This window comes from Mycolicibacterium chlorophenolicum, from assembly GCF_001044235.1.
Classification (GTDB): Bacteria; Actinomycetota; Actinomycetes; order Mycobacteriales; family Mycobacteriaceae; genus Mycobacterium; species Mycobacterium chlorophenolicum.
The window spans coordinates 43,173-56,312 of sequence record NZ_JYNL01000072.1 but is presented as its reverse complement, the minus strand read 5'-3'; the positions used below and the strand labels follow the sequence as shown (position 1 = coordinate 56,312).

General features: G+C 69.7%; 10 protein-coding genes and 1 pseudogene. 1 reads left to right on the top strand and 10 read right to left on the bottom strand.

What is annotated here, in order from left to right; genetic code table 11:
- Window positions 1-313 (bottom strand): annotated as a pseudogene (locus MCHLDSM_RS38305) (hypothetical protein); the annotation flags it as partial.
- Between the two features lie 146 nt (window positions 314-459).
- On the opposite strand from MCHLDSM_RS38305, the gene adhE reads away from it, so the two are divergent.
- Window positions 460-3,060 (top strand): bifunctional acetaldehyde-CoA/alcohol dehydrogenase, encoded by a 2,601-nt coding sequence (gene adhE / locus MCHLDSM_RS34800; protein WP_048474324.1) that lies wholly within the window; start codon window positions 460-462, stop codon window positions 3,058-3,060.
- Between the two features lie 5 nt (window positions 3,061-3,065).
- Here adhE and MCHLDSM_RS34795 read toward each other — a convergent pair whose 3' ends face one another.
- Genes MCHLDSM_RS34795 through MCHLDSM_RS34755 form a run of 9 tightly spaced genes read right to left on the bottom strand, consistent with a single transcriptional unit; the run spans window position 3,066 to window position 13,134 of the window.
- Window positions 3,066-3,590, bottom strand: a complete 525-nt coding sequence (locus MCHLDSM_RS34795) for a hemerythrin domain-containing protein (RefSeq protein WP_048474323.1) — start codon at window positions 3,588-3,590, stop codon at window positions 3,066-3,068.
- Between the two features lie 56 nt (window positions 3,591-3,646).
- Entirely contained in the window at window positions 3,647-4,657 is a 1,011-nt protein-coding gene (locus tag MCHLDSM_RS34790; RefSeq protein WP_048474322.1) for a zinc-dependent alcohol dehydrogenase, read from the bottom strand.
- Window positions 4,658-4,662: 5 nt separating this feature from the next.
- Entirely contained in the window at window positions 4,663-6,174 is a 1,512-nt protein-coding gene (gene araA / locus MCHLDSM_RS34785) for an L-arabinose isomerase (protein WP_048474321.1), read from the bottom strand.
- The gene (locus MCHLDSM_RS34780; protein ID WP_048474320.1) at window positions 6,171-6,884 is read right to left on the bottom strand and encodes an L-ribulose-5-phosphate 4-epimerase; all 714 of its coding nucleotides are present in this window, start codon (window positions 6,882-6,884) and stop codon (window positions 6,171-6,173) included. The genes araA and MCHLDSM_RS34780 overlap by 4 nt, the downstream gene beginning before the upstream one ends.
- Window positions 6,881-8,548 (bottom strand): ribulokinase, encoded by a 1,668-nt coding sequence (gene araB / locus MCHLDSM_RS34775; RefSeq protein WP_048474319.1) that lies wholly within the window; start codon window positions 8,546-8,548, stop codon window positions 6,881-6,883. The genes MCHLDSM_RS34780 and araB overlap by 4 nt, the downstream gene beginning before the upstream one ends.
- The gene (locus MCHLDSM_RS34770; RefSeq protein ID WP_048474318.1) at window positions 8,545-9,573 is read right to left on the bottom strand and encodes a LacI family DNA-binding transcriptional regulator; all 1,029 of its coding nucleotides are present in this window, start codon (window positions 9,571-9,573) and stop codon (window positions 8,545-8,547) included. Before MCHLDSM_RS34770 ends, araB begins: the two co-directional genes overlap by 4 nt.
- The gene (locus MCHLDSM_RS34765; protein WP_048474317.1) at window positions 9,570-10,565 is read right to left on the bottom strand and encodes an ABC transporter permease subunit; all 996 of its coding nucleotides are present in this window, start codon (window positions 10,563-10,565) and stop codon (window positions 9,570-9,572) included. Before MCHLDSM_RS34765 ends, MCHLDSM_RS34770 begins: the two co-directional genes overlap by 4 nt.
- Window positions 10,562-11,623 (bottom strand): ABC transporter permease, encoded by a 1,062-nt coding sequence (locus MCHLDSM_RS34760; protein WP_048474316.1) that lies wholly within the window; start codon window positions 11,621-11,623, stop codon window positions 10,562-10,564. The genes MCHLDSM_RS34765 and MCHLDSM_RS34760 overlap by 4 nt, the downstream gene beginning before the upstream one ends.
- Window positions 11,620-13,134, bottom strand: a complete 1,515-nt coding sequence (locus MCHLDSM_RS34755; RefSeq protein ID WP_048474332.1) for a sugar ABC transporter ATP-binding protein — start codon at window positions 13,132-13,134, stop codon at window positions 11,620-11,622. Before MCHLDSM_RS34755 ends, MCHLDSM_RS34760 begins: the two co-directional genes overlap by 4 nt.
- Between the last annotated feature and the right edge of the window lie 6 nt (window positions 13,135-13,140).

The window sequence follows — 13,140 nt, the reverse complement described above, 5'->3', positions numbered from 1 at the left end:
GGATCACGCCGGCCGCTCCGGCCGGTCCGGCTGCTCCCGCGGGCCCGCCGGGGATGGCGCCCGCGGCACCGCCCGGTCCGGCCACGCCGTAGCCCGGCGCGGGCGGGGGCACATAGCCCGGCGCCGGCGGCGGAGGCGGCGCCCAGTAACCGGGCGCCGGAGGCGGCGGGGGCGGAGGTGCGGCACAGCCGGTGCCGTAGGGGTCGACGCAGCCGGCCGGACCACCTGCGGCGGCGAGCGGAGCCAGAGCGAGTGCCGCCGCCGCGGTGGCGGCGGCGACGACGGGAGGAAGCGTCCAGTGTTTCTGCAGCATGACCGGACCTCTACCCAGCATCGCGTGACCCAAACCACACCGGGCCCTTGGGCACGGACTTAAGCCTCTAGTCACCTGCGGGCGTGGGGCCGACGATGACAGCGGCGTACACAGCTGCGCGCGCCCCGCACCGAGGAGGTCAGCCGATGCCCCCGAGCACCGCTGTTCATGAGCCGGACATCGACGGCCGCCGCACTGCCGAGATCGACGCGGTGGTGGCCACCGCGGCGGCCGCCGCCGCCGAGTTCCGCGCCTTCGACCAGGAGCAGGTCGACCGGATCGTCGAGGCGATGGTCCGCGCGGGGGTGCGGGCGGCGGCCGAACTCGCCGGCGTGGCGATCGAGGAGACCGGCTTCGGTGTCTTCGAAGACAAGGTGGTCAAGAACTACGTCGCCACCGAGTTCCTCCACGACTACCTGCGCGACAAGAAGTCGGTCGGGGTCATCGACACCGACGTCGAGCACAACATCGTCCACGTCGCCGAGCCGATCGGGGTGGTGCTGGCCATCACGCCGGTCACCAACCCCACCTCGACGGTGCTCTTCAAAGCCATCGTCGCGGCGAAAACGCGCAACGCCATCGTGTTTCGACCCTCACCGTATGCGGTCAGGTCCTGTCAACGCAGCGTTGAGATCCTGCGGGCGGCCGCCGAGGCGGCGGGGATGCCCGCCGGTGCGCTGCAGGTGATCCCCGACGAGGCCCACGAGATCACCCACTACCTGTTCCGGCACCCGGCCGTCGATTTCATCTGGGTGACGGGTGGTCCGAAGATCGTGGCGCTGGCGAGCGCGTCGGGCAAGCCGGGACTGTGCGTCGGGCCGGGCAACGCGCCCATCTACATCCACAAAACCGCCGACCTCAAGGGCGCGGTGGTCGACATCCTGATCTCTAAGACGTTCGACTCGTCGGTGATCTGCCCCGCCGAGCAGACCTGCGTGATCGACGACGAGATCTACGACGCCATGATCGCCGAGTTCGAGCGAATGGGCGCCCGGCTTCTCACCGACGACGAGGCCGCGGCGATCACCCGGTTCGCGTTCGGCTGCGGCGACAAGATCTCACTCGATGCCCTGGGGCAGAAGGCACCGGAACTCGCTGCGCGAGCCGGGTTTTCGGTGCCACCGACGGTCAAGGTGTTGCTCGCCGCGCTGCCTGCGGATCTGGACGAGCTGGCCGCGCACCCGCTGGTCGCCGAGAAGCTGATGCCGGTGCTCGGAGTGGTCCGGGCCCGCGACGTCCGCCATGCGATCGACGTCGCTGTGCTGGTCACCGAGCACGGCGGGCTGGGTCACACCTCGGCGGTGTACGCCCACGACCAGGCCGTGGTCGACGCCTACAGCGCGGCGGTGCGCACCGGACGCATCCTCGTCAACGCACCGACCGCCGTCGGCGCACTCGGCGGTGTCTACAACAATCTGACGCCGACGTTCTCGCTGGGCTGCGGTACCTGGGGCGGGTCGAGCACCACGGAGAACGTCAACTACCGCCAGCTGCTGAACATCAAAACCGTTGCGCAGCGCCGCACCCCGCCACAGTGGTTCCGCGTCCCGGCCAACACGTACTTCAACGCGGGCGCGCTGGAGAATCTGCGCGACCTCGACTGCGCGACCGTCGTGGTGATCACCGACGCGCTGACCGATGGGCGCGGAGTGGTGGATCTGGTGCGCGGCAAGCTGCGGGCCCGGCACGTGCAGGTCTTCAGCGAGGTGACGCCGGAGCCGGACGAGGAGACGATCCGCCGCGGTGTCGAACTACTGCAGCGCGTGCAGCCCGACGCACTGATCGCGGTGGGCGGCGGGTCGGTGCTGGACGCGGGTAAGGCGATGCGGCTGTTCTACGAACACCCCGAGAAGTCGCTCGACGAGCTCACCATGCCGTTCCTCGATCCCCGTAAACGGGTGGCCGACTATCCGACCGATCGGCACCGGCTCCACCTGGTCGCCGTCCCGACGACGTCGGGCACCGGATCGGAGGTGTCGCCGGCGGCGGTGCTGACCGTGCGCGGCAAGAAGGAGACCCTGGTCGACTACAGCCTGGTGCCCGACCTCGCCATCGTCGACCCGGTGCTGACGTCGTCGATGCCGCCCACGCTGACCGCGGACACCGGCATCGACGCGCTCACCCACGCGCTGGAGGCGGCCGTGTCGATCTTCGCGTCGCCCTACACCGACGCGTTGTGCGCACAGGCGGCGCGACTGATCTTCGACGCGCTGCCGCGGGCCTACCGCGATCCCGACGACCTCGAGGCGCGCACCGACATGTCGAATGCGGCGACGCTGGCCGGGCTGGCCTTCTCGAACGCGTTCGTCGGGACCAATCACGCGCTGGCCCACGCCGTCGGCGCGCGGTTCGGTATCGCCCACGGCCGCGCGAACGCCATCTTCCTGCCGCATGTGCTGCGCTACAACGCCGAACTGCCGAGCAAGTTCATGCCCGCGCCCGGATACTCGGCGTACATCGCGCCCGACAAATACGCCCAGATCGGCCGGCTCATCTTCGGAGGACACGAACCCGACGACAGCCGGGCCCGGCTGCTCGCCGGGGTCGAGGAGCTGCTGAGCCAGGTCCAGATGCCGCGCTCCCTGAAGATGGCCGGTGTCGACGAGGACGAATTCCTCGCCGCCCTACCGACATTGGCGATGACGGCATTCGAGGATCTGAGCAACCGGACCAACCCGCGGATGCCGCTGGTCAGCGAGATCACCGAACTGCTGCGGCGCGGGTACTACGGGTCCGATCAGCAGTAGCGGCGCTAGGAGTGCTCCTCGATGTACTCGTCGGCGTCCTTGTCGGAGGTGTCGATGCCCGTGACGGATTCACGCTCGGCGTAGAACTGCAGCCACTTCGCGCCCAGCTCGTGGCGTAAGTCGTGGGTGGCGCTCTTGATGAAGTCCGGCATCGCCTCGCGCTCCTCCTCGTCGAGGTGCGAACCGTTCTCCTTGCGGGCCGTGTTCACCGCCTCGAACCACTCCTCGCTCCCCGGATCGTGCAGCCGCGACTGCCGGACCGCGTCACGGATCGCGTTGTGATCGGTGATCGCGTCCTCGGTCTCGTCCTCGGGGTCGCCCTCGGGGTTGCCGGGGTCGTCCCGGCCGCCGTGGGCCAGCAGCGCCGGGTAGAACACCGTCTCCTCGGCGTCGGCGTGCGCGTCGAGCCGGGTGCCGAGCGCCTTCCAGATCGCGGCGAGTTCGTCGGGGGTCCTCGCGTCGTCGAGCCGGAAGAACTGGCGGCGCAGCCAGTCGTGATCGGCGTAGATGAGATCGATGATGTCGGCCATGCCGGGACGGTACCCGCGCAGCTCGCCCCGTACTCCTGCGCCGGTGCGAAGCGGCCTCAGCCGCTCGACACGGTGACGACGACCTTGTCGCCGGTGCGGTCGGCGGCCGCGACGAAGGTGTCGGCCGCGTCGGCCAGCGGACGGCGCAGGGTGACCAGCGCGTCCAGGTCGACGCCGCTGGTGGCCAGGTCGATCGCGCGGGGGTAGGTGTCGTTCATCCGGCGCACCATCGCGAACGTGAGCCCTTTACGGCGGGCTGCGGCGGCGGGGAACGACGACAGGTGCTGCGAGGGGATCCCGCCGAGGGCGATACGCCCACCCGGCCTGATCGCCTCCACGGCGGTGGCGATGGCCCCGTCGGTGCCGGCCATCTCGATCACGACGTCGGCGCCACGGCCGCATGTGGCGTCCAGCACTGCGGCAGCCCCGTCGGCGGGCGTGAACGCGGCGTCGGCGCCGCAGCGCAGCGCGGTCGCCCTCCGGTGCTCGAGCGGCTCGACGACGTAGACCCGGCGGGCGCCGGCCCGCCGCGCCACCTGGACGGCCAGCACGCCGATCGGGCCCCCGCCCACGACGAGCACGTCCGCGCCCGCCCGGATGTGGCCGACCCCGACCGCGTGCACGGCGACCCCGAGGGGCTCGAGCAGCGCCCCGGCGTCGTCGCTCAGAGCGTCGGGCAGGGGGTGCAACAGATGGTCCGGCCACGCCAGTTGTTCCCGCAGGCCGCCGTCGAGAGTGCCGTGTCCGGCGAATTCCACGGTCGGACAGAGATTCTCGTAGCCGGCACGGCACATCTCGCAGGCCCGGCAGGCGATGGCCGGGTCGACCGCGACCCGGCGACCGGCCAGCGGCCCGGTGAGCGCCACGGCGGCGAACTCGTGTCCTGGCACGACCGGCGTCTCGATGCGGTTCTCGCCGATCCCTCCGTCGGTGAACCAGTGCAGATCCGAACCGCAGATGCCGACCGAGGTGACGGCGAGCAGCGACCAGCCGGGTGGGGGTTCGTCCGGTGCGGGTTCGGGGGCGACCCGCAGATCACCGACCCCATGCAGTCGAGCGGCGAGCATCGGGGTCAGAGTCCGGCGGCGACACGGTGATACACGCCGTTCCACCGGAGCGCGTTCTGGAAGTCCCGGACCGTGGTCGCGGCGTCGATGACGAGCAGTTCGGTCCCTGTCATCGCGGCGAAGTCCTCGAGGGTCTCGGTGCCCACCGCGGTGGTCATCACCGTGTGGTGCGGCGCGCCGGCCATCAGCCACGCCTCCGCCGAGGTGGACCAGTTCGGCAGTGGCTCCCACACCGCGCAGGCCACGGGGAGCCGGGGCAGGTCGGCCGTCGGCTCGACCACGCGGACCTCGTTGGCCACCAACCGGAACCGATCGCCCATGTCGCAGATCCCGACGATCACGGCATCGGCCGGGGCGGCGGTGAACCGCAGCCGCACCGGGTCGTCGCGGTCACCGATCGACAGCGGGTGCACCTCGAGAGTCGGCACACCGGCCGCGATGCTCGGGCAGACCTCGAGCATGTGCGCACCGAGGATGCGTTCGTGCCCGGGTGTCAGATCGTAGGTGTAGTCCTCCATGAAGGACGTGCCGCCCGGCAGGCCCTCGGCCATCACCTTGAGGGTGCGCAACATCAGGGCGGTCTTCCAGTCGCCCTCTCCGCCGAAGCCGTATCCGTCGGCCATCAGGCGCTGCACCGCCAGACCGGGAAGCTGACGCAGCCCGCCAAGATCTTCGAAGTTCGTGGTGAACGCGTGGAAGTCGCCGCCTTGCAGAAACTTTCGCAATCCCAGCTCGATCTGGGCGCCGTGCCGCAGCGACATGTGCCGATCGCCGCCGGGCAGCAGTTCGGGGGCCACCCGGTAGGTGTGCTCGCATTCGCGGACCAGCTTGTCCACCTCGGCGGGCCGGATCCGCTCGACGACGTCGACGAGGTCGTTGACCCCGTAGGTGTCCACCGAGACGCCGAAATGGGCCTCGGCCTCCACCTTGTCGCCCTCGGTGACCGCGACACCGCGCATGTTGTCGCCGAACCGCGCGACCCTCAGTGTCGACAGCTCGGCACGGCCTAGCGCCGCCCGTACCCAGGATCCGATCCGGTGACGGGTCTGCGGATCGCTCACGTGGCCGGCGACGGTCTTGCGGGGATGCGACATCCGGGTCTGGATGTACCCGAACTCGCGATCGCCGTGCGCGGCCTGATTGAGGTTCATGAAGTCCATGTCGATGCTGTCCCAGGGCAATTCGACACCGAACTGGGTGTGCAGGTGCAGCAGCGGCTTGGTCAGCGTCTTCAGCCCGCGGATCCACATCTTCGCCGGGGAGAACGTGTGCATCCACGCGATGACGCCGACGCAGTCGGCCGAGGTGTTCGCGTCGCTGAGCACCTGCGCGATCTGGTCGGGATCGGTCACCACAGGTAGCCACCGCACCTCGACCGGGATCTCCGTGCTCGCGCCGAGGTGCTCGGCGATCTGGCGGGACTGGTCGGCGACCTGGTCCAGGATGGCCTGCCCGTACATCGACTGGCTGCCCGTCACCAGCCAGACCTGGCTGGTGACGAGTCGGGACGCGATCATCGATGGTTCTCCTCAGGAAGGTCGGCGGGCCGGCCGGGCTGGCCGTACACGTTCTGGTAGCGCTCGAACAACGCGGTGACGTCGGCGGCGTCGAGGGCGGGCGGGACGCCGAGTTGGCGGCTGATGTGGACGGTGCGGGCGACGTCTTCGACCATCACGGCGGCCTTGACGGCGTCGCGGGCGGTGCGACCGATGGTGAAGGGGCCGTGGTTGCGCATCAGCACCGCGGGAGATCGGCTGTCGCGCAATGCTTCCACGATGCCGCGCCCGATCGAGTCGTCGCCGATGAGCGCGAACGGGCCGACCGGGATGTCGCCCCCGAACTCGTCGGCGATCATCGTCAGCACACAGGGGATCGGTTCCCCGCGGGCGGCCCACGCCGTGGCGTAGGTGGAATGCGTGTGCACGACGCCGCCGACATGCGGCATGTGCCGGTACACGTACGCGTGGGCGGCCGTGTCCGACGACGGCGAAAGGGTTCCGTCCACCAGATTGCCGTGCAGATCGCACACCACCATGTCCCGGTCGGTCATCGAGTCGTAGTCCGCGCCGGAGGGTTTGATGACCATCAGGTCGCGGCCGGGTACCCGCGCCGACACGTTGCCCGCCGTCCAGATCACCAGCTCGTAGCGGGTCAGGTGGCGGTGCAGGTCGCAGACCTGCCTGCGCAGCGACGAGATGGCCTGGTCGACGTCGGAGGTGATCGTCACGACAGCGCTCCTACGGGTTGGGGGGTACCGATGCGCCGCAGGCGACGCATCATGCCGTTGCCGCGGCCGAACCACTCGTAGGCCGCGACGTACTCGCGGTAGAGCTGTTCGTAGGCGGCGACATTGGCGGGAATCGGGGTGTAGGCGTTGCGGATCCGTGTGCCCATCTGATGGGCGGCCGCCGGCACGTCGGCGAAGGCGCCGGCAGCGGCGGCGGCGTGGATCGCCGAGCCCAGCGCGGGTGCCTGGGGCGACGGGACCACCGACAGCGGCAGACCGACCGCGTCGGCGTAGATCTGCATCAGCAGGCTGTTCTTCAGCAGACCGCCGGCGACCACCAGTTCGGTGACCGGAACACCGCTGCGCACGAAGGTTTCGACGATCATGCGGGTACCGAACGCGGTGGCCTCCAGCAGCGCCCGGTACATGTCGACACACGTGGTCGCCAGGGTCTGCCCGACCATCACCCCCGACAGCTCGTGATCGACGAGCACCGACCGGTTGCCGCTGTGCCAGTCCAGCGCGATCAGGCCGTGTTCGCCGACGCCCTGGCGGCCGGCCAGTTCGGAGAGGTACTGGTGCAGCGACAGACCCCGCCGCCGCGCCTCGGCCTGATGGCTCTCGGGCACGCAGTTGTCGACGAACCACCCGAAGATGTCGCCGACGCCGGACTGGCCGGCTTCGTAACCCCAACTGCCGGAGCTGATCCCGTCGAGGACGACGCCGCACATGCCGGGTACCTCGCGGAGCACGTCGGAGTTCATCACATGACAGGTCGACGTGCCCATGATCGCCACCAGCGCCCCCGGCTCCAGCGCGTCGGCCGCGGCGACCGTGACGTGGGCGTCGACGTTGCCGACCGCGACGGGGATGCCGGCAGGCAGCCGGGTCCACTGCGCCGCCTGCGCGGTCAGGGTTCCGGCCGGCTCACCGAGCCGGCCGATGCGGTGTTCGAGCTTGTCGGTGACGAAGTCGGCGAACTCGGGCCGGACCGCGGCCAGGAACTCCCGGGACGGGTAGTGGCCGTCCTGCCGGATGCCCTTGTAGCCCGCGGTGCACGCGTTGCGCACGTAGGTGCCGCACAGCTGCCAGACGATCCAGTCGGCGGCTTCCACGAAGTGGTCCATCGCCGCGTACACGGCCGGATCCTCGTCGAGGATCTCCAGGGCCTTGGCGAACTCCCATTCACTGGAGATCAGTCCGCCGTAGCGCGGTAGCCACGACTCGTTGCGCTGCGCGGCAACAGCATTGATGCGATCGGCCTGCGACTGGGGTGAGTGGTGGCGCCACAGCTTCGCGTAGGCGTGCGGGCGGTCGGCGAACTCGGCGAGCTCGCACAGGGGGGTGCCGTCGGCGCGGACCGGGACCATGGTGCAGGCGGTGAAGTCGGTGCCGATGCCGATCACGTCGACCGGGTCGATCCCCGCCTCCGCGACGGCCCGCGGGACCGCGGTGCGGAGCACGTCGACGTAGTCGCGGGGGACCTGCAGGGCCCACTGCGGCGGCAGTCGATCCGCGCGACCCGGCAGCGTCTCGGTGAGCACCGCGTGCTCGTAGAGGTGTTCGGCCGCAGCCAGTTCCGCGCCGTCTCGGACTCGCACCACCAGCGCACGTCCGGACAGGGTGCCGAAATCGACCCCTACCGTGTACTTCTCACTGCTCACGAAGACTCCTTCGGGGGTGCCGTGCTCGCGCGGACGATCAGTTCAGGGGGAAGGAGCGGGACGTTGGCGCTCGACCCCTCGAGGGTCGCCATCACCAGGTCCATGGCGCGGCGGCCGATGGCGTGGAAGTCCTGACGGATGGTGGTCAGCGCCGGGATCAGGAAGCCCGCCTCGGGGATGTCGTCGAATCCGACGACGCTGATGTCGCCGGGGACGGACAGTCCGGCCTCGGCGAACGCGTGCAGTACACCGATCGCCATCTGGTCGTTGGCGACGAACACGGCGGTGAGGTCGCCCTGGCGGGCGAGCTCCCGGCCGATCTCGTAGCCGCGTGCCGGGGTCCAGTCCCCTTCACAGGGCTTGCGCGGGGTGAGGCCGGCGTCGCGCATGGCCTGCTCATAGCCGGTCTGCCGACCTTTGGCCTCGGTCCAGTTCAGCGGTCCGGCAACGTGTTCGATCGCGGTGTGGCCGAGCTCGATCAGGTAGGCGGTGGCCTGGCGGGCGCCGTCGATCTGGTCGACACCGACGCTGAGTCCCCGGCCGGACAGGTCGCCCTCGACCACGACCAGGGGGAGATCGGCGTGCGCGGAATGCACGACCTCGAGCGCGTCCTCCTGGGCCGCGATCATCACGATGGCCTCCACCGACTGCCGGGTGAGGTGGTCCAACGCGTCCCGCAGACTCTCGAGGGTGACCTCGGCGAGCGGGACCAGGCTGGAGAAGTACCCCGCGGCGCGGGCGGCCTCCTGGACGGACCGCTGGATGCTCGACGGTCCGTAGAGGGCACTGTTGGTGCCGACGATGCCGATGATGCCCGAGCGCCGTGTCACCAGGGCGCGCGCGGCGGTGTTCGGCCGGTAGCCGAGTTCCTCGATGGCCTGCTCGACGCGGGCCTTGGTGGCCGGGCGGATGCTCGCCGACCCGTTGATCACCCGGGAGACGGTCTGGTGGCTGACGCCCGCCAGTCGCGCGACGTCGGCCATGACGGGCTTCGAAGCTGTCGGGGGAGTGGGCTGGGTGCTCATCCGGGTTTCCTCACCACTAGTCGTTGAACCAGGACGAATATCAGCAGCAGGACCCCGGTCGTGATGCGGGTCCAGTAGGAGTCGAGGTTGGCGGCGGTGACGAAGGTTCCGATGGTGCCCAGGACCAGCACGCCGATCAGCGATCCGAGGACGAAGCCGACCCCGCCGGCGAGCAGTACCCCGCCGATGACCGCAGCCGCGATCGCGTCGAGTTCCAGGCCGATGCCGTTGAGGCTGTACCCGGAGAGCTTCTGCGTGGCCAGCAGCAGCCCGGCCAGCGCCGCACAGAAGCCGCTGATCGCGTACACCCCGACCCTGGCCCGGGAGGCGTTGAGCCCCATCAGTTGTGCGGATTGCCGATTGCCGCCGACCGCGTACACCGTCCGGCCGAACCGGGTCACGTGCAGGACGTAGACGGCGGCCACGACGACCACGAGGGCGATTATGACCGTCCATCGGATGAAGAGGGCCTCGTAGAGGTACACGTAGTTCAGCCCCACCGCGCGCATCGCGGGGTCGTTGATCGGCAGCGTGTCGACACTGATCACGTAGCACAGGCCGCGCGCCAGGAACATCCCGGCGAGGGTGACGATGAACGGCTGGACGTCGAAGTACTCGATCACCAGACCCATCAGCAGGCCGAGGACCGGACCCACCACCAGGACGGCGGCCAGCGCCAGCGGCGTCGGCCACCCGGCGCGCAGTGCGGTCGCGACGATCACCGTCGACAGTGCCACCACCGAGCCGACGCTGAGGTCGATGCCACCGGTCAGCAGCACGAACGCCATGCCGACGGCCAACACGATCAGATAGCTGTTGTCCACCAACAGGTTCAGGAACACCTGGGTGGGGCTGGCGAAGTCGCAGCGGGTGACCACGGCGGTGAACATCACGACGAACAGCGCGAGCGAGGCCAACGGCGAGAGGTAGCGGCCGCGGGCGTAGCGGGCGAGACCGGTGAGTGCGCCCAGCCGGGTGGCGGTCACTGTCATCGGGTCACCACCGGTTCGGCGGGGCGGACGCTGACGGGGGCTGCGGGTGTGGTTCGTGCGGTGCGCCTGCGGCGTCGCAGCAGCGCGCGGAACTTCGGCGCCTGCAGGAGGCAGACCGCGATGACCACGAGCGCCTTGAACACCAGCGTGGTCTCCGGCGTGATGCCGGCCGTGTACACCGTGGTGGTCAGCGTCTGGATGATCAACGCGCCCAGAATCGTTCCGGTCAGGCTGAACCGGCCGCCCAGGAGCGACGTGCCGCCGATGACGACGGCGAGGATCGCGTCCATCTCGATCCACAGTCCGGCGTTGTTGGCGTCGGCGGCCGAGATGTTCGAGGCGATCATCAATCCGGCGATGCCGGCGCACAGCGCGCTGAACACGTACACCGCGAACACGATCGACCGATGCCGCACCCCGGCGAGCCTGCTCGCTTCGGGGTTGATGCCGACCGACTCGAGGAGCATGCCGAGCGCGGTGCGACGCGTCAGCAGTCCGACGAGGGCGAACACCGCGAGGCTGACGAGGATCGCGACCGGAAGGCCGAACGCGAAACCCGCGCCGAGGACCTTGAACGGTGCACTCTCGGTGGTCACGATCTGGCCGTCGGTGATGAACAATGCGATGCCGCGTCCCGCGGTCATCAGCACCAACGTGGCGATGATCGGCTGCACCCCGAACACCGACACCAGCGCGCCGTTCCACAATCCCAGCGCGACGGCGACTCCGAGGGCGATACCCATCGCGGAGAGCACGGTGCCGGTGCTGCCGGGCTGATCCGAGCCGGCGATGTGCGCGCACGCCAGCGCGCCGCTGACCGCGACGACGGCGCCGACCGACAGGTCGATGCCGCGCGAAGCGATGACCAGCGTCATGCCCAGCGCGACGAGCATGGTGGGGGCGCCGTTGCGCAGGATGTCGATGAGGCTGCCGAACAGGTGGCCGTCCTGCACCCGGATGTTCAGGAAGCTGGGTGTCAGGATGACGTTGACGACGAGCAGCGCGACGAGCGCCAGCGCGGGCCACAGCAGCGGCGAGGCTGTGATCTTCTTGGTCACGAGGCACCATGCCCGGCGATCAGTGACGTCAGTTCTGCGACGCTGCAGTCGTTTCCGACCTGCGCGATGCACCGGCCTTCGCGCAGCACCGCGATCCGGTCACTGATGCGCGCCACCTCGTCGAGTTCGGCGGAGATGAAGACCACTCCCATGCCGTCGGCGGCCAGATCGGCGATCAGCTTCTGGATCTGGGCCTTGGCGCCGACGTCGATCCCGCGGGTGGGCTCGTCGAGGATGAACAGCTGGGGTTCGGTGATGAGCCACCGCGCCAGCAGCACCTTCTGCTGATTGCCGCCGCTGAGGTTCTTCACCGGCAGCGACGCGTTGCGCGGACGGATGTCGAGCGCCTCCATGTAGCGGTCGACCAGCTTGTCCTTGGCGGCGCGGGAGAGCGGACGGGCGAACCCGCGCCGGGCCTGCAGCGCGAGGATCAGATTGTCGCGGATCGTGAGCTCACCGATGATGCCCTCGCCCTTGCGGTCCTCGGAGGAGAACGCGAACCGGTGGGCGATCGCGGCGCGCGGTGACCGCAGAGCGGCGGCCGTTCCGTCGATCGTCACCGTTCCGCTGGTGGCGCGGTCGGCGCCGAACAGCAGACGCGCCAATTCCGTTCGGCCCGAACCGAGCAGCCCGGCCAGCCCGACGACCTCGCCGCGGTGGATGTCGAGATCGACCGGGTGCAGCGCCGGTTCCCGGCCGAGCTCACGGGCGCTGAGCACGACGTCGTCGCTGACCGGCGAGCCGGCGCTCTCGGCGATCTCGTCGAGGACGGCGAGCTCGTGGCCGAGCATGGCCGAGATCAGCGTGAGCCGGTCCAGCGTCGCGGTCTGGTACTCGCCGACGCGGCGGCCGTTGCGCAGCACCGTCATCCGGTCGGACACGGCGTACACCTGGTCGAGGAAGTGGGAGACGAACAGGATCGCGGTGCCGGCGTCGCGCAGCCGTCGCATCACCCGGAACAGTTCGGCGACTTCGTCACCGTCCAGACTCGAGGTCGGTTCGTCGAGGATCAATACCCGCGCCGAGACCGCCATCGCGCGGGCGATGGCCACCAGCTGCTGCACCGCGATCGGGTGCGAGCCCAGTGTGGACCGCGGATCGATGGTCAGGTCGAGCTCGGCGAGCAGCTCTGCGGCCCGGCGGTTCATGGCACGCGAGTCGATACGGCCGAAGCGCCGTGGCTCGCGTCCCAGCAGGATGTTCTCTGCCACCGTCAGGTTAGGGCAGAGGTTCACCTCCTGGTACACGGTACTGATGCCGGCGTCCTGCGCCTGCCGCGGCGTGGTGAACCGCTGCGCGACGCCGTCGACGGTGATGGAGCCCGCGTCGATGTCGTAGACCCCGGTGAGGGCCTTGATCAGCGTCGACTTCCCGGCGCCGTTCTCGCCCATCAGCGCGTGGATCTCACCGGGCAACAGGCGGAACTCCACCCCGTCGAGGGCTTTGACCCCCGGGAAGTCGATCGTGACGTCCCGCATGTGGACGACCGGGTCGACGGTCGGTGCTGTCATGACGGC